This window comes from Sphingopyxis sp. J-6 (assembly GCF_046603995.1).
Taxonomy (GTDB): Bacteria; Pseudomonadota; Alphaproteobacteria; order Sphingomonadales; family Sphingomonadaceae; genus Sphingopyxis.
This window is the reverse complement of record NZ_CP145810.1, coordinates 3,056,904-3,077,862: the sequence shown is the minus strand read 5'-3', so window position 1 is coordinate 3,077,862 and position 20,959 is coordinate 3,056,904. Positions and strand designations below refer to the sequence as shown.

The window sequence follows — 20,959 nt, the reverse complement described above, 5'->3', positions numbered from 1 at the left end:
GATGGCGATCGGCCGCCTGTTCATCGCCAACCGCGGCGAGATCGCGCTCCGCGTCGCGCGCGCCGCGCAGGCGCTGGGCATCGAAACCGTGCTCGGCGTGTCCGAAGCCGACCGCGACAGCGCCGCGGCGCGGCTGGTCGACCGCACCGTCGTGCTGGGGCCGGGTCCCGCAGCGCGCAGCTATCTCGATGCGAAACTCGTCGTGCAGGCGGCGAAGGCGACCGGCTGCGACGCGCTCCACCCGGGCTATGGCTTCCTGTCCGAGCGCGCGATGTTCGCGCAGCTCTGCGAAGATCATGGCATCATCTTCGTCGGGCCGCAGCCGGACATCATCGACGCGCTCGGCGACAAGCTTCGCGCGCGCGAAATGGCGTCGGCGGCCGGGGTGCCGCTGGTCCCCGGCAGCGGCGAGATCGGCAGCGCCGCCGACGCGCGGCGTATCGCGGACGAAATCGGCTATCCGGTGCTGCTCAAGGCCGCGGCGGGCGGCGGCGGACGCGGCATGGTGATCGCGAACAACGGCGAAGAGGTCGAGGCGGGTTACGGGCGCGCCAGCGCCGAGGCGTTGGCGGCGTTCAACGACGGCACGCTGTTCATGGAGCGCTTCGTCCCCGAAGCGCGCCATGTCGAGGTGCAGCTGATCGGCGACGGACAGGGCAAGGTCGTCCATTTCGGCGAGCGCGACTGTTCGGTGCAGCGCCGCTACCAGAAATTGATCGAGGAAGCGCCGAGCGTCGCGATGCCCGACAGCCTGCGCGCCGAGCTGCACAAGGCGGCGGTCGATCTGGCCGCGAGCGTTGCCTACCGCAACGCCGGCACGGTCGAGTTCCTCTACGACGTGATGCGGCAGGAAGTCTATTTCATCGAGGTCAACGCGCGCATCCAGGTCGAGCATCCGGTCAGCGAAATGGTGAGCGGCGTCGACCTGGTGCAGCAGCAGCTTCGCGTCGCGGGCGGGCAGGGGCTGTCGATGGCGCAGGACGATGTCGTGCTGTCGGGCCATGCGATCGAATGCCGGATCAATGCCGAGGATGCGGCGCGCGGTTTCACCCCCGTTCCCGGCACGATCACTCGCTGGGCGCCGCCCGAAGGCGAGGGCATCCGGCTCGACAGCCATATGAGCAGCGGCGCTGCCATCCCACCCTTCTATGACTCGATGGTCGGCAAGCTGATCGTCCATGGCAAGGACCGCGCGCAGGCGGTGTCGCGGCTGACGCAGGCGCTCGACGATTTTACCGTCGAAGGTGTGCCGACGACGATCGACCTGCACCGCCAGATCGTCCGCCACCCCGATTTCATCGCCAACGCTTTCCACACGCGCTGGCTCGAACAAGTGATGCTCGCCGAACCGGCGATCGCAGCGGAGTAGCCCATGGCGCACATCAAATTCCTCGACGAAACCTGCCGCGACGGCCAGCAGAGCCTGTGGGGCATGCGGATGCAGGCGGGGCAGGCCTATCCGGCGCTGCCGACGATCGACCAGACCGGCTATTCGACGATCAGCCTTGCCGGGTCGTCGTTGTTCGAAGTGCTCGTCCGCCATTGCCAGGAGGATCCCTGGGCGGGGTTCGACCTGATGATGAGCCAGATCAAGAATACCCCGGTGCGCGGCGGCATCCGCTCGAACGGGTCGGTGACCTTCGGTTTCACGCCGCAGGTCTTGATGGACCTGTGGATGGAGCGGCTCTGCGTCCATGGCGTGCGGAGCTGGTGGATCTACGACGTGCTGTTCAACATCGACAAGATGACGCGGCTCGCCAAGCTGTCGAAGAAATATGACTGCAAGGTCGCGGCGACGATGCTGTTCACCCTGTCGCCGGTCCATGACGATGCCTTCTGGGCGGACAAGGCCGACAAGCTCTCGGCGATCCCGGAAGTGGACAGCCTTTTGCTCTACGACACCGGCGGCGTGCTCGACCGCGACCGGATCAAGACGCTGGTGCCGGCGATCGTCGCCAATGCGCGCGGCAAGCCGGTCGAGATGCATTCGAACAATATGCTGGGGCAATCGGCGAAGGCCTATTGCGACGCGGTCGAATATGGCGTGACCGTGCTCCACACCGCGGCGCGCTCGATGGCGAACGGTCCGTCGATCCCGTCGATCGACATCATGGTCAAGAATATGGAGGCGCTCGGCCACACCCACGACATCGATGTGTCGAAACTGCAGCCGGTGTCCGAGCATTTCCGCAAGGTGGCGAAGACTGCGGGTTACCTCCACGACCAGCATTATGAATATGATGTCACCTCGCTGACCACCCAGATCCCGGGCGGGATGATGGGGACGCTGCGCAACCAGCTCATCCAGCAGAATATGCTCGACATGCTGCCGCAGGTGCTCGACGAGGTCGCCGCGGTGCGCCGCGAGCTTGGTTATCCCGGCATGGCGACGCCTTTCGCGCAGCTCGTCGGCACGCTCGCGGTGCTCAATATCGTCACCGGCAAGCGCTATGGCGCGATCCCCGACGAGGTGATCCAATATGCCGCCGGCTATTATGGCGAGCCGCCGGCCCCGATCGATCCCGACGTCATGGACCGCATCGCCGCGGCGCCGCGCGCGAAGGAGATTTTCGGCAATCCGCCGCCCGAACCCGACCTCGCCGAACTGAAGCGCCAGCACGGCACCGACGACGAGGACGAACTGATCCTGCGCGCGCTGGTGCCGGCGTCGGATATCGAACGGATGCGCGCGGCTGGCCCGCTGAAGCGCGATTATCCCACGCTTTCGTCGCCCGAGATGGAGCAGGTGCGGCGGCTGATGCAGGTCGCGAAGACCCCGTTCGTGCAGATCAAGTCGGCCGAACTCGATCTGGTGATGCGGAGATAGCCGCCGATGCGGATGATCGACTATTTCGATCGCGGCGCGCGGATGGCGCATGACAAGCCGTGCATGATCGCGGGCGACAGCATGCGGACCTATGCCGAGGTGTCGGCGCGCAGCCACGCCATCGCGCGTGCGCTGATCGCCGACGGTTTCGCGGCGGGCGCGCATGCGGCGGTGCTGAGCGGCAATGCGATGGCCGCGTTCGAGGCGATCCTCGGCATCCTGCGCGCCGACGGCGTGTGGGTGATGGCGAACAACCGCGCCGCGGTGGGCGAGAATGCCTATCTGCTCGACCTGCTCGACGTCGATACTTTGTTCGTCCATTCGGAGGTCGCCGACCGCATCGCGACCTTCCGCGCCGAATGCCCGAACATCCGCCGCTATGTCGCGCTCGACCGGCCCTTTCCCGAAGCCGATATCTTCCTCGAGGATATGCTGGACGGCGCGGAAGAACCGGCGCCGCAGCGGCGCCCGGGGCATGAGGACGAGCTGGCGTTTCTTGGCAACACTGGCGGGACGACGGGGCGGCCCAAGGGGGTGATGCTGTCGAACCGCAACTGGCAGGCGCTGGTGTCGAGCCTCGTCGCATCGATGCCCATGAAGGTACCGCCGGTGAACCTCGTCGCCGCGCCGATGACCCACGCCGCGGGGCCGCTCGCGCTCGCCAGCATGGCGCTCGGCGGGACGGTGGTGGTGCTGCCGAAATTCGATCCGCCCGCGGTGGTCGAGGCGATCGAGCGCCACCGCGTGACCTATATGTTCCTGCCGCCGACCGCGATCTACATGCTGCTCGCCGAGCCGAGCGTGCGGACCGCCGACCTCTCGAGCCTCGAATATATCAGCTACGCCGGGGCGCCGATGTCGCTCGACCGGCTGAAGGAAGCGATTGCGGTGCTCGGCCCGGTGATGAACGCGAGCTTCGGCCAGACCGAGGCGCCGATGTGCGTCACCGCGATGCCGCCGCACGAGCATCTGAACGCCGCCGGCGAACTTGCCCATCCGGGGAGCTGCGGCCGCGCCAACCTGCTGTCGATCGTCGAGATCATGGATGAAGAGGGCAACATCCTCCCGCCGGGCGAACGCGGCGAGATCGTCGTGCGCGGGCCGCTGGTGATGGCGGGCTATTACAAGAACCCGGAGGCGACGGCCGAAGTGTCCACCTTCGGCTGGCACCATACGGGCGACATCGGGGTGCGCGATGCGGACGGCTGGTTCTATGTCGTCGACCGCAAGAAGGACATGATCATCTCGGGCGGATTCAACATCTATCCGGCCGAGGTCGAGCAGGCGATCCTCGCGCATCCCGATGTCCAGGACTGCGCCGTGATCGGCGTGCCCGACGACAAATGGGGCGAGGCCGTGGTCGCCGTGGTCGAGCCGCGCGCGGGGGTGAGCATCGATACCGATGCGCTGCTCGCCGCCGCCCGCGAGGCGCTGGGGCCGGTGAAGACGCCCAAGGCGATCGAGGTCATCGCGGCGCTGCCGCGCAGCAATGCGGGCAAGGTGCTCCGCGCCGAACTGCGCCGCGAGCGCTGGACCGCCGCCGGAAGGACGATCTGATGCGCGATGCCGTGATCCTCGGCATCGGCATGACGCCCTTCGGGCGGCATCTCGACAAGAGCCACGAACAGCTCACGCAATGGGCGGTGCGCGATGCGCTGGCCGACAGCGGGGTACCGGCGAGCGCGATCGACATGGCGGTCTATGCCAATGTCATCCAGGGCTTTTTTGCCGGCGAAATGTCGATCCCCGGCGAATATGCGCTGCGCCCGCTCGGCATTTCGGGCGTGCGCGCCATGCATGTCGAGGCAGCGTGCGCCAGCTCGACCATGGGCCTGCACGTCGCCGTCGATTATGTCCGCGCCGGGCTCGCCGAAGCCGTGCTCGTCGTCGGGGTCGAGAAGCTCTATTCGGACGACCGCGCCAAGAAGTTCGCGGTGTTCCAGCAGCCGCGCGACATCGTCGAGGCCGAGGCCTATCTCGCGAAGACCGCCGGCCTGCTCGCACCGGTGCCGCCGGGCGGCGAGAGCGACAGTCCCAATGTGCTGATGCAGGCCTATGCCGCGCAGGCGCGGCTGCATATCGCGACCTATGGATCGACGCAGCGCCAGATCGCCGCGATCGCGGCGAAGGATCACGGCCATTCGGTGCACAACCCGCTCAGCCAGTATCGCAAGCCGATGTCGGTCGACGAGGTGCTCGCGGCGCCGACCGTCGCCTGGCCGCTGACCAATCCGATGTGCGCGCCGATCAGCGATGGTGCATCGGCGGCGATCGTGTGCAGCGCCGATTGGGCAAGGCGCTTTCCCGATGCGCGCGCCGTACGCGTGCTGGCGGCGGAATCGCAGACCGGGAGCGAACGCGCGCCCGACGATTATGCCAACCATGTCACGCGCATCGTCGGCGCGCGCGCTTATGAAAAGGCGAGCGTCGGTCCGAAGGATATCGACATCGCCGAGGTCCACGACGCCAGCTCGATCGGCGAGATGATCCAGACCGAAGCGCTCGGCCTCTGCGCCCCCGGCGAGGCGGGCATCGCCGCCGAACGCGGCGAGACGGCGCTCGGCGGGCGCATTCCGGTCAATGTCTCGGGCGGGCTGGTGTCGAAAGGCCACCCGCTCGGCGCGACGGGGCTGGGGCAGATTTTTGAACTGGTCACCCATTTGCGCGGGGATGCCGGTGCGCGGCAAGTGGAAGGCGCGCGCATCGCGATCGCCGAGAACAGCGGCGGCTTCTACGGGGTCGAAGACGGCATGTCGGCGGTGACGATATTGGCAAGATGACGATCTGAAGCGAATGCCGCCTGCGCCGCCCGGCGGGGCCTCCTGTCAACTTTTTGCTGTCCTACATTGCACCACCGCGATAGCGTCGCGCCATGATCCGCTTTGCCCTGTCATCTGCCTTGTCCCCTACGCGCAAAACGCGATTTCAGTGTGAAGTTGCCCAGTTTTCTGGGGATTTTCCTTCGCGAGTTTTTTCGTGCTGAGCGTTGAAACCCATGCTGCGACGCCGTGGCCCGATGCGATCGAGTGGGAGGTGCGCGCCGGCGAGGCCGCCGCTGCGGCGCTCGCGCTGACGCCCTATGCATCGCTCGCCAACGCCGCGCCGCTGGTCGAGATCGCGGTGCGCCTGACCAACGATGCCGAGGTGCACGCGCTTAACCGCGATTTTCGCGGCAAGGACAAACCGACCAACGTCCTCTCCTTTCCGCAGGTACAGGACGACCTGCTCGAAGGGCTGGCGAACAGCGACGATGGCGAAATCCTGCTCGGCGACATCGTCCTCGCCCGCGAAACCTGCGCGCGCGAGGCGGAAGAGAAGGGGATTCCGCTCGTCGATCATGCGACGCACCTGATCGTCCATGGTACGCTCCATCTGGTCGGCTACGATCATATGGACGATGCCAGCGCCGCGGCGATGGAGGCGCTGGAAGTGAAAGCGCTTGCATCGCTGGGCATCGCCAATCCATATGCGGAGCAGGATTAACAGGGAAAAGCCAATATATGCCCGACGACCAGGGGTCTTCGAACCGATCGGAAGAGGACAGTAGTAGATCCGGACTGTTGTCCGGGCTGAAGAACCTGTTGTTCGGCGGCGACAAGGAGCCGTCGCTGCGCGAACAGATCGAAGACGTCATCGACGAGGCCGAGGAGGAAGGCCAGGAGCGGCGGGGGAGCAGCATCGTCGGCGACCTGTCGCCGATCGAGCGCAAGATGCTCCGCAACCTCCTCCATTTCGGCGAGCAGACGGTCGACGATGTCGCGGTGCCGCGCGCCGACATCATTGCCATTCCCGAAAGCGCGAGTTTTGCCGAGGCGGTCGCGCTCTTTGCCGAAGCGGGCCACAGCCGCCTGCCGGTCTATCGCGAGACGCTCGACGAGGTCGTCGGCATGATCCACGTCAAGGATGTCTTCGCGGTGCTGGCCGAGGGACGGGCGCCGCCGCCGCTGCTCGACCTGATCCGCCAGCCGCTCTACGTCCCGCAGTCGATGGGCGTGCTCGACCTGCTCGCCGAAATGCGCGCCAAACGGACCCATCTTGCCATCGTCATCGACGAATATTCGGGCACCGAAGGACTGCTGACGATCGAGGATCTGGTCGAGGAAATCGTCGGCGAGATCGAGGACGAACATGACGACGAGCCCGAACCGCTGATCGTCGCGGGCGAACATGGCTGCTGGGAGGCCGACGCGCGCGCCGAACTCGACGATATCGGCGAGGCGATCGACCCGCGGCTTGCCGAGGTCGACGAGGATGTCGACACGCTCGGCGGCCTCGCTGCTGTGCTTGCCGGCCATGTGCCCGAGGTCGGCGAGATCTTGCTCCACCCGAGCGGCTGGCGGATCGAGGTGACCGAGGCCGACGAGCGCCGCGTCCATCACCTGCGCCTCCATCCGCCGGTCGAGGTCGATCTCGAAGCCCCGCCGGAACGGCCGGAGGATTATTGATCGGGGAGGGCGGACGCCTGCGCCCGATTGCCTTTGAGCCGCGATCGGACTAGCTGAGGCCGGATGGACGTTTCGGACCTTCGCATCGCCCTCTTCAGCGGCAATTACAACATGACGGTCGATGGCGCGAACAAGGCGTTGAACCGCCTCGTCGGCTATCTGCTGTCGCAGGGGGCGGCGGTGCGCGTCTATTCGCCGACCGTCGCCAACCCCGATTTCGAGCCGACGGGCGACCTGGTCAGCGTGCCGTCGATGGCGATCCCGAACCGCCCCGAATATCGCATTCCGCTCCATTTCTCGTCGCGGGTTCGCGAGGATATCACCCAGTTCGCGCCGAACATCCTCCATATCTCCAGTCCCGACCGCGTGTCGCGGCAGGCGGCGGCATGGGCGCGGCGGCGGCGGATTCCGGTCGCTTGCTCGGTGCACACGCGCTTCGAAACCTATTTTCGCTATTACAACCTGTCCTTCCTCGAACCGGTCATCGTCGCCTGGCTGCGCAAGCTGTACCGCAAGTGCGATGCGCTGATTGCGCCGTCGGAAAGTTTTGCGCAGGTCTTGCGCCAGCAGCGGATGAATTACGATATCGGCATCTGGACGCGCGGGGTCGAGCGCGATGTGTTCAACCCCGGACGCCGCGATCTGACGTGGCGCCGTTCGTGGGGGATGGCCGACGACGTACCGGCGATCGCCTTCCTCGGACGGCTGGTGATGGAAAAGGGGCTCGATGTCTTCGCCGATGCGATCGACCAGCTCGGCCGCCGCGGCGTCCCGCACGAGGTCGTCGTGATCGGCGAGGGGCCGGCCGGCGACTGGTTCGAATCGCGGCTGCCGCGCGCCAAGTTCGTCGGCTTCCAGGGCGGCGACAACCTCGCCCGAGCGCTGGCGTCGTGCGACATGCTGTTCAACCCGTCGGTTACCGAGACCTTCGGCAATGTTACTCTCGAGGCTATGGCGTGCGGGCTGCCGGTCGTCGCCGCGCGCGCGACCGGCAGCGCGAGCATCGTCAAGCACGGCCAGACGGGCTATCTCGTGACGCCGGGGTCGATCACCAGCTTTGCCGACGATCTCGAACGCTATTGCCGCGATCCCGCCCTGCGCGCGGCGCACGGCGCGGCGGCGCTGCAGGAGAGCGCAACCTATCAGTGGGATGCGATCAACCAGACGGTCGCCGACACCTATTTGCGGCTGATCCGCCAGAAACAGCGGCACGGGGGCTGAGCCCGCGATGGCCGGCGACCTGTTTGGCGAGGACGCGCCTGCAGAGCAGGGCGGCGGCGCGACGGGGGCGGTGCCGCTTGCCGAACGTTTGCGCCCGCGCGCGCTGGCCGACGTCGTCGGGCAGGAGCATCTGACCGGCCCGGAGGGGACGATCGGGCGAATGGTCGCGGCGGGGCAATTGTCGTCGATCATCCTCTGGGGACCGCCGGGGACGGGCAAGACGACGATCGCTCGCCTGCTTGCCGAAGCGGTTGGCATGCGCTTCGCGCCGCTGTCGGCGGTCTTTTCGGGCGTCGCCGATCTTCGTCAGGCCTTCGCCGACGCCGAGAAGATGGCGGCGGCGGGCAAGCGCACCCTGCTTTTCGTCGACGAAATTCACCGCTTCAATCGCGCGCAGCAGGACGGTTTCCTGCCCTATGTCGAGCGCGGCACGGTGGTGCTGGTCGGCGCGACGACCGAGAATCCCAGCTTCGCGCTCAACGCCGCGCTGCTGTCGCGCGCGCAGGTGCTGGTGCTCCACCGCCTCGACGAGGCGGCGCTGGCGACACTGGTCGAGCGTGCCGAGGCCGAGGTCGGCCGGGCGCTGCCGGTCACCGACGAAGCGCGGGCGTCGCTGATCGCCAGTGCCGACGGCGACGGGCGTTTCCTGCTCAATCAGGTCGAAACGCTGTTTTCGGCCGCGATCGACGCGCCGCTCGATCCGGCTGAACTGGCGCAGTTCCTTCATCGTCGCATGCCCGTCTACGACAAGGATCGCGACGGGCACTACAATCTGATTTCGGCGCTCCACAAGGCGCTGCGTGGGTCGGACCCGCAGGCGGCGCTTTACTATATGGCGCGCATGCTCGTCGCGGGCGAGGAGCCGCTTTATGTGCTGCGGCGGCTCGTCCGCTTCGCGAGCGAAGATGTCGGCCTCGCCGATCCGCAGGCGCTTGTGCAATGCCTCGCCGCCAAGGATGCCTATCAGTTCCTCGGCTCGCCCGAAGGCGAACTCGCGATCGTGCAGGCGTGCCTCTATCTCGCGACCGCACCCAAATCCAACGCCGCCTATGCCGCGCAAAAGGCGGCCTTTGCGTCGGCACGCGACACCGGGTCGCTCGCGCCGCCCGCCAATATCCTCAACGCTCCGACCAAGCTGATGAAGGATCTCGGCTATGGCGCGGGCTATGAATATGACCATGACGCCGAGGGCGGGTTCTCGGGCGCCGATTACTGGCCCGAAGGCATGGGCGCGCAAACCTATTACCGGCCGACCGACCGCGGGTTCGAAAAGCGCATCGCCGAGCGGATCGCCTGGTGGGACGAGCAGCGGCGGGCCAAGGGCGGATGATGGCATCTAAATTCGACAGTTGGGACGATGTGGTGCGCTTTGCCTGCACCTTGCCCGATGTCGAGATGCTGCCCTTCTACGGTACCCCCTGTCCCAAGCTCAACGGCAAGGCGCTGGCGTCGCCTGGGCGCGAGGCGGGAAGTTTTGCCGTGATGTGCAAGCCCGACGAGAAGGACATCCTGCTCGAAACCGACCCCGCCACTTTCTGGCAGACGCCGCATTACGAAGGCTGGCACGCGCTGCTCGTCCGCTTCGGGGCCGACGATCCCGAACGTATCGCCGACGTCATCCGCCGCGCCTGGTGGGACCGCGCGAAGAAGGCGCAGCGTCAGGACTTTGGCGAGCGACCCTGAGGGCAGGGGCGCTCGCGCCGCTTAGCCCGGATAGCGCTCGAACGCCGGCATCTGGTCGAGCTTTTCCATCCAGCCGATGCGTTCGGCGGTCTGGATCTGCACCTGTGCCGGGATCAGGTCGGGATCGTCGAGCGTCGCGGTCTGGACGTCGATCTGGCCGGGGAAGATTGCTTCGTTGGTATAAAAAAGCCCGGTGCCGCAGTCGCCGCAGAAATGGCGGCGGCCATGTTCGGACGAGGCATAGACTTTGGGCTCGCCGCTCATCTCCAGGGCATTGCGGCCAACGAGCGCCCAGCCGACCATCGGCGCGCCCGCATGGCGGCGGCAATCCTGGCAATGACACAGGGCGTGGTGTTCGACCGCGGTCGGCATCGAATAACGGATCGCGCCGCAATGGCATTGGCCGGGGGCACGTGCAGCAGAATCACTCATGTCGCTCTCCTCATATATGGGGAGAACATATCATAAACATTTTTACAAAAGCAATTACCCCGGCGGTCAATCGCCCCAGATCAATCGCCCAAGTCGACGCCATGCGCGCTCGCCCATTGCTGATACTGCCCGCGCGGGTCGGCCGCCGGCTGCGCGAGGATGGCAGGCATTGCGGCACGCAGCGCGCCGAGGTCGAGCGAGCGGATCATCGCCTTGACCGGGCCGACGCCCGCGGGAGTGATCGACAGCCGCTCGATCCCGACGCCGAGCAGGGCCATCGCCTCGAGCGGGCGCCCGCCCATTTCGCCGCACACGCCCAGCGCCACCTTGCTGCCCGCGACGATTTTGACGACGCGCGACAGGTAACGCATGACCGTCGGGGACAGCCAGTCGTACCGTTCCGCAAGCCGCGGGTGGGCGCGGTCGGCAGCGAAGAGGAACTGGGTGAGGTCGTTGGTGCCGATCGACAGGAAATCGAGGTGCGGCAGCATCAGGTCGAGAGTTTCGACCAGTCCCGGCACCTCGAGCATCGCGCCATAGCGGATTGCGACGGGCAGCTTCTTGTTGTGGCTGGCGAGCCACGCGCGCTGGCCGACGAACAGGTCGCGCGCTGCTTCATATTCCCACGGTTCGGACACCATCGGGAACATCACATTCAGCGTCCGTCCCGCTGCCGCCTCCATCAGCGCGCGCGCCTGGACCTTGAGCAACCCCTCACGTTCGAGCGCGAGGCGCAGCGCGCGCCACCCCATCGCCGGATTTTCCTCCAGCGCGGTGTCGGTGTTCATATAGGGCAGCGCCTTGTCGCCGCCGATGTCGACAGTGCGAAAGATCACCGGCCGGTCGCCCGCGGCGTCGAGCACATCGCGATACAGCCGTTGCTGCCGGTCGCGTGCGGGCAGGGTCGCCGAGACGAGAAACTGGAATTCGGTGCGAAACAGCCCGATGCCGCGCGCGCCCGTCAGGTCCAGCGCTGCGACATCTTCGCGGAGACCGGCGTTGATCATCAGTTCGATGGGCACGCCGTCCTTCGTCACCGCAGGCAGGTCGCGCAGCGCGGCGAGGTTGGCGCGGCGCTTCTGCGAGATTTCGAGCTTTGCGTCGAAAGCGTCGAGTACCGCCTGTGTCGGCCGGACCTGTACCGTACCAGCGCCAGCGTCGATGAGCAGCAGATCGCCTTCGCGGATCGAGGTGCGCACATCGCGGACTCGGCCGAGAACCGGGACCCCCATCGCGCGCGCGACGATGATGACGTGCGCGGTCAGCGATCCTTCCTCGAGCACGACGCCCTTGAGGCGGCGGCGATCATATTCGAGCAATTCTGCGGGGCCGAGGTTGCGCGCGATCAGGATCGAATCCTGCCGCAGGCCCATTTGCGCGGCGGTGCCCATCTGGCCCGACACGATCCGGATCAGCCGGTTCGACAGATCCTCCAGATCGTGCATGCGGTCGCGCAGCAGCGGATCGTCGATCTGGCGCATGCGCATCCGGGTGCGTTGCTGGACGCGCTCGATCGCCGCCTCGGCGGTCAGGCCGCTGTCGATCGCCTCGTTGATCCGGCGCGACCAGCCTTCGTCATAGGCGAACATCTTGTAGGTCTCGAGGACCTCCTCATGTTCGCCGCCGACGCCGAATTCGGCCTGGCTCGTCATGCGGTCGATCTGTTCGCGCATCTTGTCGAACGCGGCATAGACCCGGTGCCGTTCGGCTTCGATATCGTCGGCGACCGTATGTTCGATGGTGATGCGCGGCTGGTGGAAAACCGCGATCCCCGCCCCCATGCCGTCGACGAGCTTCTGTCCGGCCAGCCGCTGCGCCGACTGGTCGGTCGCTGCTGCGTCGATGCGCGCCGCGGTGTCGACGAGGTCGGCGTTGGCGATCAGTTCGGACAACACCATCGCGACGGTCTGCAGTGTCTCGATCTCGATATCGGCATAGCGGCGCGGATCGCTGTGCTGGACGCAGAGCACGCCGACGGCGCGTTCGCGGCGGATGATCGGCACGCCGGCGAAGCTGTGGAACAATTCCTCGCCGGTTTCGGGGCGGTAGGAAAAGTCGGGATGCGCCGCCGCTTCGTCGAGGTTCAGCGTTTCGATCTGGTCGGCGATCGTGCCGACAAGGCCTTCGCCGAGCGCCAGCCGGGTGACGTGCACCGCCTCTTGTTTCAGTCCGCGCGTTGCATAGAGTTCGAGCGATCCGTCGCGCAACAGATAGATCGAGCAGACCTCGCTATCGAGGCATTCACCAATGATGCCGACGACCTGATTGAGCTTGCTCTGCGCATTGGTCCGCGCCGCCATCACTTCGTGCAGCCGGGTCAGGATCGTGCGCGCTGACTGGGCGGCGGTCGAGGGCGGGGGTGGGGCGTTGGTCATTGACTCCCTGCTATCAGAAGCAGGGGGTCAACGCCAAGGCCGCACGTGATTTTGTCGGACGATGCTCAGGGGTTGGTGCCGCCCGTCGGCGGGATCGCCGGCGGGCCGACGGTAACCGACGTGTCCGTCGGCACCGTCGTCGTCAGCGGGGCCGGCGCGCTGGTCACCGGCGGCGGCGCAGCATATTTGGCATCCCACGCCGCAACATCGACCTGATATTTCGCATAGGCTTCGTAAAAGTCGATGAAGGGCTGGTCGAGCCGCGCAAGATGCGCGGGTGCCTGCTCGACGACCTGCGCGCTCGGTGTCGACGACACGATCTGCGCGATCTCGTTCGCGCGGGCGCAAAATTCGCGCTGCGCGGGGGGCTGGGCGAAATAGTTGAACAATTGCGTCGACAGCCGGTCGCGCGGCGCGATGCCGTTGTTGCCGTTTTCCTTGCCGAGATCCTTGATCACCGTCTTTTCGGTCGCCTTGATCACCTTGGCATGCGCCTTGATGATATTGTTGTACGCCGACACCATCGTGGCTTCCTCGAGCCCGCGGCAGCCGATCGCCGCGACGTTGAGGCCGATCTTCATCTGCCAGAAGGCGCGGTCGCCGGTCATGTGGCTGTTCGCCGTGACAAAGCGGCCGTCGATCCCGCGCCCCGGCAGGATCTGGGTGAGCGCGGCGCTGCCCGGCGGCATCGGACGCGGCGGGACGACGATCACCGGCGGCGGGGGCGGCGGGGGCGGCGGCGGCGGCGGCGGTTTGGGTGCGCAGGCGGCGACGCTCGCCAAAAGCCCGGCCACAACGATCTTACGCGACAAATTCATCATATTCTCCCCAACCGCACCAGCATGCGGCCTCAACCCCGAGCGTGCAAGGCGGCTTCGGCCTGTTGCACCAAAGCCGCGATAATATCGGCGACGCTCTCTTCCTGCGTTACCATACCGACAGATTGCCCTGCCATTAACGAACCATTTTCGACGTCGCCGTCGATCACCGCACGACGCAGAGCCCCGGCCCAATAATGCTCGATCTCGAGCTGCGCCTCGGCCATGTCGACCTCGCCGCCGTCGAGGCGGTTCGCGACTTCGCGCTGCTTGACGGTAAACGCCTCGGTCCCGGCATTTTTGAGTGCGCGAACCGGGATCACCGGCAGGCGCGGGTCGATCTGGACACTCGCCACGGCTTCGCGCGCCGATGCGCGCATGAAGGCTTTCTTGAAATTGGGATGGGCGATGCTTTCGGTCGCGCAGACGAAGCGCGTGCCGAGCTGGACGCCCGACGCGCCCATTTCCAGATAGGCGGCGATCGCCTCGCCGCGCCCGATGCCGCCAGCGACGAAAATCGGCACTTCGTCCGCGAGCGAGGGCAGGATTTCCTGCGCAAGGACACTGGTCGACACCGGGCCGATATGGCCGCCGGCTTCCATCCCCTCGATCACCAGCGCGTCGACGCCCGAGCGGACGAGCTTTTTCGCGAGCGCGAGGGTCGGGGCGAAGCAGATGACCTTCGCGCCCGATGCCTTGATCGCTTCGAGGCTGCCTTTGGGCGGCAGCCCGCCCGCGAGCACGACATGGCCAACGCCATGTTTGGCGCACACGTCGATCAGGTCGAACAATTGCGGGTGCATGGTGATCAGGTTGACGCCAAAATTGCGCGTTGCGAGCGCCTTGGTCGCGGCAATTTCGGTATCGAGAAGTTCGGGCGTCATCGCGCCGCAGGCGATGACGCCGAAACCGCCCGCATTGCTGATCGCGCTGACGAGGCTTCGTTCGGAAACCCAGCTCATCGCGCCGCAAAGGATGGCGTAATCGCTGCCCAGAAGCGCGGTTCCGCGCGCCATCAGATCGTTAATTTTGCTCATTGAAACCGCCTTTGCCAGCACTGGGACTCGCGCGCAATCCCTGGCGTTCGCACCCTTGTCGACCCGTCGCACCCCTGAATCGCTTTGGCGCAGCAACCGAACCTTTCGGCGCAGAAAGCAAATCAATCATTGTCTACTAAAAAACTTGATATAGGTTGCGCGCCGACTCAAAAACGAAGGGAAGGACAAGATGACCCATCCGAAAACCGAGGCGGAAAGCGCGCAGGAGGCGACGCCGCGCGCGGTGCAGACCGTGCTCGACGCGCTCGAAAAGCTGCGCTTCGGGGCGATCCAGTTGACCGTTCACGAAGGCCGGCTGGTGCAGGTCGATGTGACCGAGCGGCACCGCTACCCCAACTGAATTCAAAACTCCCGACGGGGGACAGGCGTCCCTCGCACTACCTGCTGCAGACCGGACGACCGGATGTGGTGATTTCTCTTGCAACAGGAAATAACCATGACCGCGAAATACCCGTCCGTCCGCCGCCGTGTGCAGGCGTCTTCCGTCACGCTTTCGCTTCTCCTCGCGCTCGGCGCGACCCCGGCCGCGGCCGAAGAAGCGTCCGCCGACAGTGCTGCGAACGGTGTGGCCCTTGCCACGACCACCGCCGCTACCGCTAATGCCTCTGCAGCGGCCGACGACGATGCCAGCCGCGGCGACGTGATCATCGTCACCGCCCGCCGCCGTCAGGAAACCGCGCAGGAAGTGCCGGTCGCAATCTCGGTCATTCGGGGCGATTCGATCGAGGCGACGGGCAATTTCAACGTCGTGAAGCTTCAGCAACTCGCGCCGACGTTGCAGGTCTATACCTCGAACCCGCGCAACACGTCGGTCAACATTCGCGGCATGGGCGTGCCGTTCGGCCTGACCAGCGATGGCTTCGAGCAGGGCGTCGGCATCTATGTCGACGACGTCTATAATTCGCGTGTTGCCGCCGCGACCTTCGACTTTCTGGATGTCGAGCAGGTCGAGGTGCTGCGCGGCCCGCAGGGTACGCTGTACGGCAAGAATACCACGGCCGGCGCCATCAACATCACGACCAATCAGCCGACCTTCGATTTCGAGGGCAGGGCCGAGCTCAGTGTCGGCAACCTCAACTACCGGCAGGCGAAGGCCGCCATCTCGGGCCCGCTGACCGACAAGATCGCCGCGCGCATCGCCATCGCCGCGACCAGCCGGCGCGGTACCCTCTACAACGTCACCAGCGACCGCTGGATCAACGAACAGGATAATCTGGGCCTGCGCGGTCAGCTCCTGTTCCAGCCCAACGAAGATCTCAGCATCACCCTTGCGGGCGACTACAGCCGGCAGGATCCCGAATGCTGCGGCACGACCTATGTCCGCGTCGGTACGACCCAGCGCGCCCCCGGCCGCCAATATGACGCGCTGGTCGCCGCGATCAACGCCGCCAATCCCGGTCGCAACTATGCGGTGCCCAGCACCAATCCCTACGACCGCCTGACCGATCTCGACGCCAGCCTCAGCGCCGGGAACAAGATCGGCGGCGTTTCGGCGCGAGTGAAGTGGGACGTCGGCCCGGGCACATTCACCTCGATCACCGCATGGCGTTTCTGGGACTGGCAGCCCGAGAATGATCGCGACTTCACGGGGCTGTCGATCGTCTCGAAATCGCAGAATCCGTCGCAGCAGGACCAGTACAGCCAGGAGTTCCGCTACAATTATGAAAGCGACAAGCTCGATTTCGTCGTCGGCCTGTTCGGCTTCAAGCAGCGCATCGATACGCAGGGTACCGAGCAGCAGGGTGCGGACGCCGGCAAGTGGAGCCTGACCGGCGCCAATGCCGACAATCCGGCCATCCTCGAAGGGCTGACCGCCACCAACACGCAATATCTCAAGAGCACCAGCGCCGCGTTGTTCGGCCAGCTTAGCTGGAAGGTGACCGACGCCCTGACCATCCAGCCGGGCGTGCGCGTCAACTATGACAAGAAGTCGGGCTTTTACGAGCGCGTCGTGACCAACGGTCAGGGCCAGATCATCAGCTGCACGCCCATTCCGGCGCCCGGCACGGTGGCAGGACTTTCGGCGCAGTGCGGCGTCTATCAGCCGCAACTCAGCACGCCGTCGGACAGTGCCTGGAACTTCACTTACGATTTCAACGTGAACTACAAGGTTGCGCCGGACATCCTCGCCTATGCGACCTATGCCAAGAGCTTCAAGACGCTGGGCATCAACCAGAACGGCTTGCCGCTCAACGCCGACAATAGCGTCAACTACGATGCCAGCACGGTGAAGCCCGAATCGATCAACCACTTCGAGGTGGGGCTCAAGACGCAGTTCCTCGATCGCCGGGCGACCTTCAACCTGTCGGCGTTCCGCACCGACATCAAGAATTTCCAGGCGACGGTGAACGGCGGCCAGTTCGGCACGGTGCGCGGCTATCTCGCCAACGCCGACAAGGTCCGGACGCAGGGTATCGAAGCCGACCTCAAGATCGTCGCGAGCGATCGCTTCACCGCTTATGCCAACGGCGCCTACACCGACGCGAAGTACAAGAAGTTCACCAACGCGCCGTGTCCGCCCGAACTGTCGGGCGGCACGCTCCAGCCGGACGGCGCCGAACCCGATTATTCGCAGCCCGGCGTTCCCGGCGCGCTCAGTCCGCGGCAGTGCGACATTTCGGGCCAGCGTCTGCCGGGCGTGTCGAAATGGGCCTTTTCCTATGGTGCGGAGACCAATGTTCCGGTGACGTTGCTGGCGAAGGAAGGGCAGGTCTATCTGGGCATCGACGGCAATTATCGCTCGCACTGGAATTCGAACGCGTCGCCGTCGATCTACACCAACGTCAAGGGCTATGCGCTGACCAACTTCCGGGTCGGCTTCCGGGCCGAGGGCTTCGACGTTTTCGGCTGGGTGCGCAACGCTTTCGACGTCAACTATATCGAATTGTTGCAGGTCGCCCCCGGCAACACCGGCCTGATCGCCGGTACCGTCGGCGACCCGCGGACCTGGGGCGGCACGGTGAAGTTCAACTTCTGATCCTCCGCCGCCGGTATAAAGAAAAGGGCCGCCCCGTGGGGGCGGCCCTTTCTCATGCAGGTTGACGTGGGTCAGCGCTGCTGCGGGTTCTCGCGGCCCTGTCCGGGGCGCTGATCGCTGCCGGGCTGGCGCTGCTGGCCGCCCTGCTGCTGCTGCTGGCGGCGCTGCTCTTCGTCGCGGTCCGCCTGCGGCTTTTTCTGGTTCTGCTGGTTGGGGGTGTTAGCCACTTTCCATCTCCTTTTGCCGCGTCATGCCATCATGCCGCGACAATGAAGCAACCCCCTACGGATCAACATGTTGCCGATGTTCGCCGAGGCGTGGCGGACACGGGATGGGTCCCCCAATAGACCGCAACGGAACCTGCCAATGATCGGTTCGTTCGATGACTATATCCGGCTTATTCGTTTAGGTCGATTGGAGGGCGCGGCCTATCCTCGACCGGTCAGAACGAAAGGATGACGCCATCGACTCGACGCCTGCCCGCGCCGACCGTCCACCGCGACCTTGCGGCCGCGCCTGCGTCACGCGCCCGTCATCCTGACACGCCAGCATCCAACCATAACAAAGAGGAGAGACTGCATGAACGACCAGACCCCCATCGGCAGCGGTTGCCCGGTCCATCAACCCGGCGGCGTCCGCGCCCTGCTTGGCCGCACCAACAAGGACTGGTGGCCCGAGATGCTGGCGACCGAGATCCTCAACCCCAATGGTTCGTCGAACCCGCTCGGCGACGACTTCGATTATGCGGCCGCGTTCAAGTCGCTCGACTATCAGGCGCTGAAGGATGACCTGACTGCGCTGATGACCGACAGCCAGCCGTGGTGGCCGGCCGACTATGGCCATTACGGGCCTTTCTTCATCCGCATGGCGTGGCACGCGGCGGGCACCTATCGCACCGCCGACGGCCGCGGCGGCGCCAACAGCGGGCAACAGCGCTTCGCGCCGCTCGATAGCTGGCCCGACAACGGCAACCTCGACAAGGCGCGCCGCCTGCTTTGGCCGATCAAGCAGAAATATGGCAACAAGATTAGCTGGGCCGACCTGTTCATCCTGACCGGCAATGTCGCGATCGAGAGCATGGGCGGGCCGGTGTTCGGCTTCGGCGGCGGCCGCGTCGATGTGTTCGAACCCGAACGCGACATCTATTGGGGTTCGGAAGACAAGTGGGTGAACGAAGGCGTTCAGACCCGCATCGACCCCGACAAGGACATGGTCATCGAGGGCCCGCTGGCCGCGATCCAGATGGGCCTGATCTACGTCAATCCGGAGGGGCCGCAGGGCAATCCGCATAACGACGAGGGCATGGCGCGCGATATGAAGGAAACCTTCGATCGCATGGCGATGAACTCCGAGGAAACCGTTGCGCTGACCGCCGGCGGCCACACCTTCGGCAAGGCGCACGGCAATGGCGACGCCTCGACGCTCGGCAATGCGCCGTCGGGCGGCGATCTCGTCGCGCAAGGCTTCGGCTGGGTCAGCGGCGAGGACCATGGCGGCATCGGCGAGCATACGGTGACCAGCGGCATCGAGGGCGCGTGGACGAACACGCCGCGCGAATGGACCGAGAATTATTTCCGGCTGCTGTTCGACTATGATTACGAGCTGGTGAAATCGCCCGCAGGCGCGAACCAGTGGCAACCGATCGGCCAGAAGGAAGAGGATATGGCGCCCGACGCGCATGTCCCCGGCAAGAAAGTGCCGACCATGATGACCACCGCCGACATGGCGCTGAAGCGCGACCCCGAATTCCGCGCGATCAGCGAGAAGTTCCGCGACGACCATGAAGCATTCAAGGATGCCTTCGCGCGGGCGTGGTTCAAACTGACCCACCGCGACATGGGTCCGAAGGTCCGTTACCTCGGCCCCGAAGTTCCCGCCGAAGACCTGATCTGGCAGGACCCCATCCCTGCGGGTTCCAAGCCCTCGGATGCCGATGTTGCGGCCGTGAAGGCGAAGATCGCCGACAGCGGCCTGACCGTCAGCCAGCTCGTCAAGACCGCCTGGGCCTCGGCGAGCACCTATCGCAAGTCGGATTTCCGTGGCGGTGCCAATGGCGCACGCGTCGCACTCGCGCCGCAAAAGGACTGGGAGGTCAACGAACCGGCCGCGCTCGCCAAGGTGATCGATACGCTGAACGGCCTGCGCGGTTCGATGTCGCTCGCCGACGCCATCGTGCTCGGCGGCGTGGTCGGGCTGGAGAAGGCGGGCGCCACCAATGTGCCGTTCACCGGCGGCCGCGGCGACGCGACGGCCGAGCAGACCGACGCCGACAGCTTCGCGGTGATGGAGCCCGAGGCCGACGCCTTCCGCAACTATGTCGGCAAGAAGAAGCTGGCGGTAAAGGTCGAGGAAATGATGCTCGACCGCGCCTCGCTGCTCGGCCTGTCGGTGCCCGAAATGACCGTGCTGGTCGGGGGGCTGCGTGTGCTCGGTGCCAATCATGGCGAGCGCGGCCATGGCCATTTCACCAACCGGTCGGGGCAGTTGACTAACGACTATTTCGTCAATCTTTATGACATGACCAACGTGTGGAAGGCCGCGGGCGAGGACGAATATGTCGCCACCGACCGCAAGGATGGCGGCGAGAAGTGGCGTGCGACGCGGGCCGACCTGATCTTCGGCTCCAACGCCGAACTCCGTGCGGTCGGCGAGGTCTATGCGCAGTCCGACAGCGGCGAAAAATTCGTCAAGGACTTCGTCAAGGCGTGGACCAAGGTGATGAACGCCGACCGTTTCGACCTCGCCTGATCGGCCGGCGCCGACGGGCCGCAAGGACCCGCCCCCGGGGACATGGGCCCGGGGGCGGGTTTCTTTTTTGGGGCATTCTGGTGCTCCCGCGAAGGCGGGAACCGAGAGCGATACGAACCAGCGGTTGCATATTTTCGCTCTGGGCCCCCGCCCTCGCGGGGACACGGGAAATTCGGCTTCAAGCGACAAAAGATTCGCATGCGCGCCTTCAGAATGTCTCCTTTGTCGCGTTAGCGAAGCGCTCGGCGCTATCGGGGAAGGAGGGAGGGTGGCTACCGGCCGGAAGCGGAGATTTCCCTCTTCGTCACCCCGGACTTGATCCGGGGTCCATGACTTCGAAGCCGCAGTGGATCCCGGATCAAGTCCGGGATGACG

At 65.6% G+C, this 20,959-nt stretch carries 17 protein-coding genes; 12 read left to right on the top strand and 5 right to left on the bottom strand.

What is annotated here, in order from left to right; genetic code table 11:
* The first annotated feature begins 1 nt into the window (after nucleotide 1).
* The 9 genes from V6U71_RS14855 (at nucleotide 2) to V6U71_RS14815 (ending at nucleotide 10,176) form a co-directional block, all read left to right on the top strand.
* Complete coding sequence (locus tag V6U71_RS14855) at nucleotides 2-1,369, top strand: acetyl-CoA carboxylase biotin carboxylase subunit (RefSeq protein ID WP_411339181.1); 1,368 nt, start codon at nucleotides 2-4, stop codon at nucleotides 1,367-1,369.
* A 3-nt stretch (nucleotides 1,370-1,372) separates the two neighbouring features.
* Complete coding sequence (locus V6U71_RS14850) at nucleotides 1,373-2,827, top strand: pyruvate carboxylase (RefSeq protein WP_054724515.1); 1,455 nt, start codon at nucleotides 1,373-1,375, stop codon at nucleotides 2,825-2,827.
* 12 nt (nucleotides 2,828-2,839) lie between these two features.
* Nucleotides 2,840-4,384, top strand: a complete 1,545-nt coding sequence (locus V6U71_RS14845) for an AMP-binding protein (protein WP_411339180.1) — start codon at nucleotides 2,840-2,842, stop codon at nucleotides 4,382-4,384.
* Entirely contained in the window at nucleotides 4,384-5,607 is a 1,224-nt protein-coding gene (locus V6U71_RS14840; protein ID WP_411339179.1) for a thiolase family protein, read from the top strand. Before V6U71_RS14845 ends, V6U71_RS14840 begins: the two co-directional genes overlap by 1 nt.
* A gap of 196 nt (nucleotides 5,608-5,803) precedes the next feature.
* Nucleotides 5,804-6,310, top strand: a complete 507-nt coding sequence (gene ybeY, locus V6U71_RS14835; RefSeq protein WP_411339178.1) for an rRNA maturation RNase YbeY — start codon at nucleotides 5,804-5,806, stop codon at nucleotides 6,308-6,310.
* A 17-nt stretch (nucleotides 6,311-6,327) separates the two neighbouring features.
* Nucleotides 6,328-7,272, top strand: coding sequence for a hemolysin family protein (locus tag V6U71_RS14830; protein ID WP_411339177.1), 945 nt, complete (start codon nucleotides 6,328-6,330; stop codon nucleotides 7,270-7,272).
* A 63-nt stretch (nucleotides 7,273-7,335) separates the two neighbouring features.
* A complete protein-coding gene (locus V6U71_RS14825; RefSeq protein WP_411339176.1) occupies nucleotides 7,336-8,493 on the top strand; it encodes a glycosyltransferase family 4 protein in 1,158 nt (385 codons plus the stop codon).
* Between the two features lie 7 nt (nucleotides 8,494-8,500).
* Entirely contained in the window at nucleotides 8,501-9,823 is a 1,323-nt protein-coding gene (locus V6U71_RS14820) for a replication-associated recombination protein A (protein ID WP_411339175.1), read from the top strand.
* Nucleotides 9,823-10,176: an MmcQ/YjbR family DNA-binding protein gene (locus V6U71_RS14815; RefSeq protein ID WP_411339174.1), complete on the top strand. Its 354-nt coding sequence runs from the start codon at nucleotides 9,823-9,825 to the stop codon at nucleotides 10,174-10,176. Before V6U71_RS14820 ends, V6U71_RS14815 begins: the two co-directional genes overlap by 1 nt.
* A 21-nt stretch (nucleotides 10,177-10,197) precedes the next feature.
* Here V6U71_RS14815 and V6U71_RS14810 read toward each other — a convergent pair whose 3' ends face one another.
* The 4 genes from V6U71_RS14810 to V6U71_RS14795 all read right to left on the bottom strand — a co-directional run bounded on the left by V6U71_RS14810 (nucleotide 10,198) and on the right by V6U71_RS14795 (nucleotide 14,838).
* A complete protein-coding gene (locus V6U71_RS14810; RefSeq protein ID WP_411339173.1) occupies nucleotides 10,198-10,608 on the bottom strand; it encodes a GFA family protein in 411 nt (136 codons plus the stop codon).
* Nucleotides 10,609-10,688: 80 nt separating this feature from the next.
* Complete coding sequence (gene ptsP, locus V6U71_RS14805; RefSeq protein ID WP_411339172.1) at nucleotides 10,689-12,983, bottom strand: phosphoenolpyruvate--protein phosphotransferase; 2,295 nt, start codon at nucleotides 12,981-12,983, stop codon at nucleotides 10,689-10,691.
* 65 nt (nucleotides 12,984-13,048) lie between these two features.
* The gene (locus tag V6U71_RS14800; RefSeq protein ID WP_411339171.1) at nucleotides 13,049-13,801 is read right to left on the bottom strand and encodes a hypothetical protein; all 753 of its coding nucleotides are present in this window, start codon (nucleotides 13,799-13,801) and stop codon (nucleotides 13,049-13,051) included.
* Nucleotides 13,802-13,833: 32 nt separating this feature from the next.
* Entirely contained in the window at nucleotides 13,834-14,838 is a 1,005-nt protein-coding gene (locus V6U71_RS14795) for an NAD(P)H-dependent flavin oxidoreductase (RefSeq protein ID WP_411339170.1), read from the bottom strand.
* Nucleotides 14,839-15,028: 190 nt separating this feature from the next.
* Between V6U71_RS14795 and V6U71_RS14790 the strand changes: the two genes are divergently transcribed.
* The gene (locus tag V6U71_RS14790; RefSeq protein WP_084758162.1) at nucleotides 15,029-15,199 is read left to right on the top strand and encodes a YezD family protein; all 171 of its coding nucleotides are present in this window, start codon (nucleotides 15,029-15,031) and stop codon (nucleotides 15,197-15,199) included.
* Nucleotides 15,200-15,295: 96 nt separating this feature from the next.
* The gene (locus V6U71_RS14785) at nucleotides 15,296-17,836 is read left to right on the top strand and encodes a TonB-dependent receptor (RefSeq protein ID WP_411339169.1); all 2,541 of its coding nucleotides are present in this window, start codon (nucleotides 15,296-15,298) and stop codon (nucleotides 17,834-17,836) included.
* A gap of 71 nt (nucleotides 17,837-17,907) precedes the next feature.
* Here the strand turns inward: V6U71_RS14785 and V6U71_RS14780 are convergent, their stop codons facing one another.
* Nucleotides 17,908-18,063, bottom strand: a complete 156-nt coding sequence (locus tag V6U71_RS14780) for a hypothetical protein (protein ID WP_411339168.1) — start codon at nucleotides 18,061-18,063, stop codon at nucleotides 17,908-17,910.
* Between the two features lie 352 nt (nucleotides 18,064-18,415).
* On the opposite strand from V6U71_RS14780, the gene katG reads away from it, so the two are divergent.
* Nucleotides 18,416-20,584 carry a catalase/peroxidase HPI gene (gene katG, locus V6U71_RS14775; RefSeq protein ID WP_411339167.1) on the top strand — a complete coding sequence of 723 codons (2,169 nt, stop codon included), beginning with the start codon at nucleotides 18,416-18,418 and terminating at the stop codon, nucleotides 20,582-20,584.
* Nucleotides 20,585-20,959 lie beyond the last annotated feature (375 nt).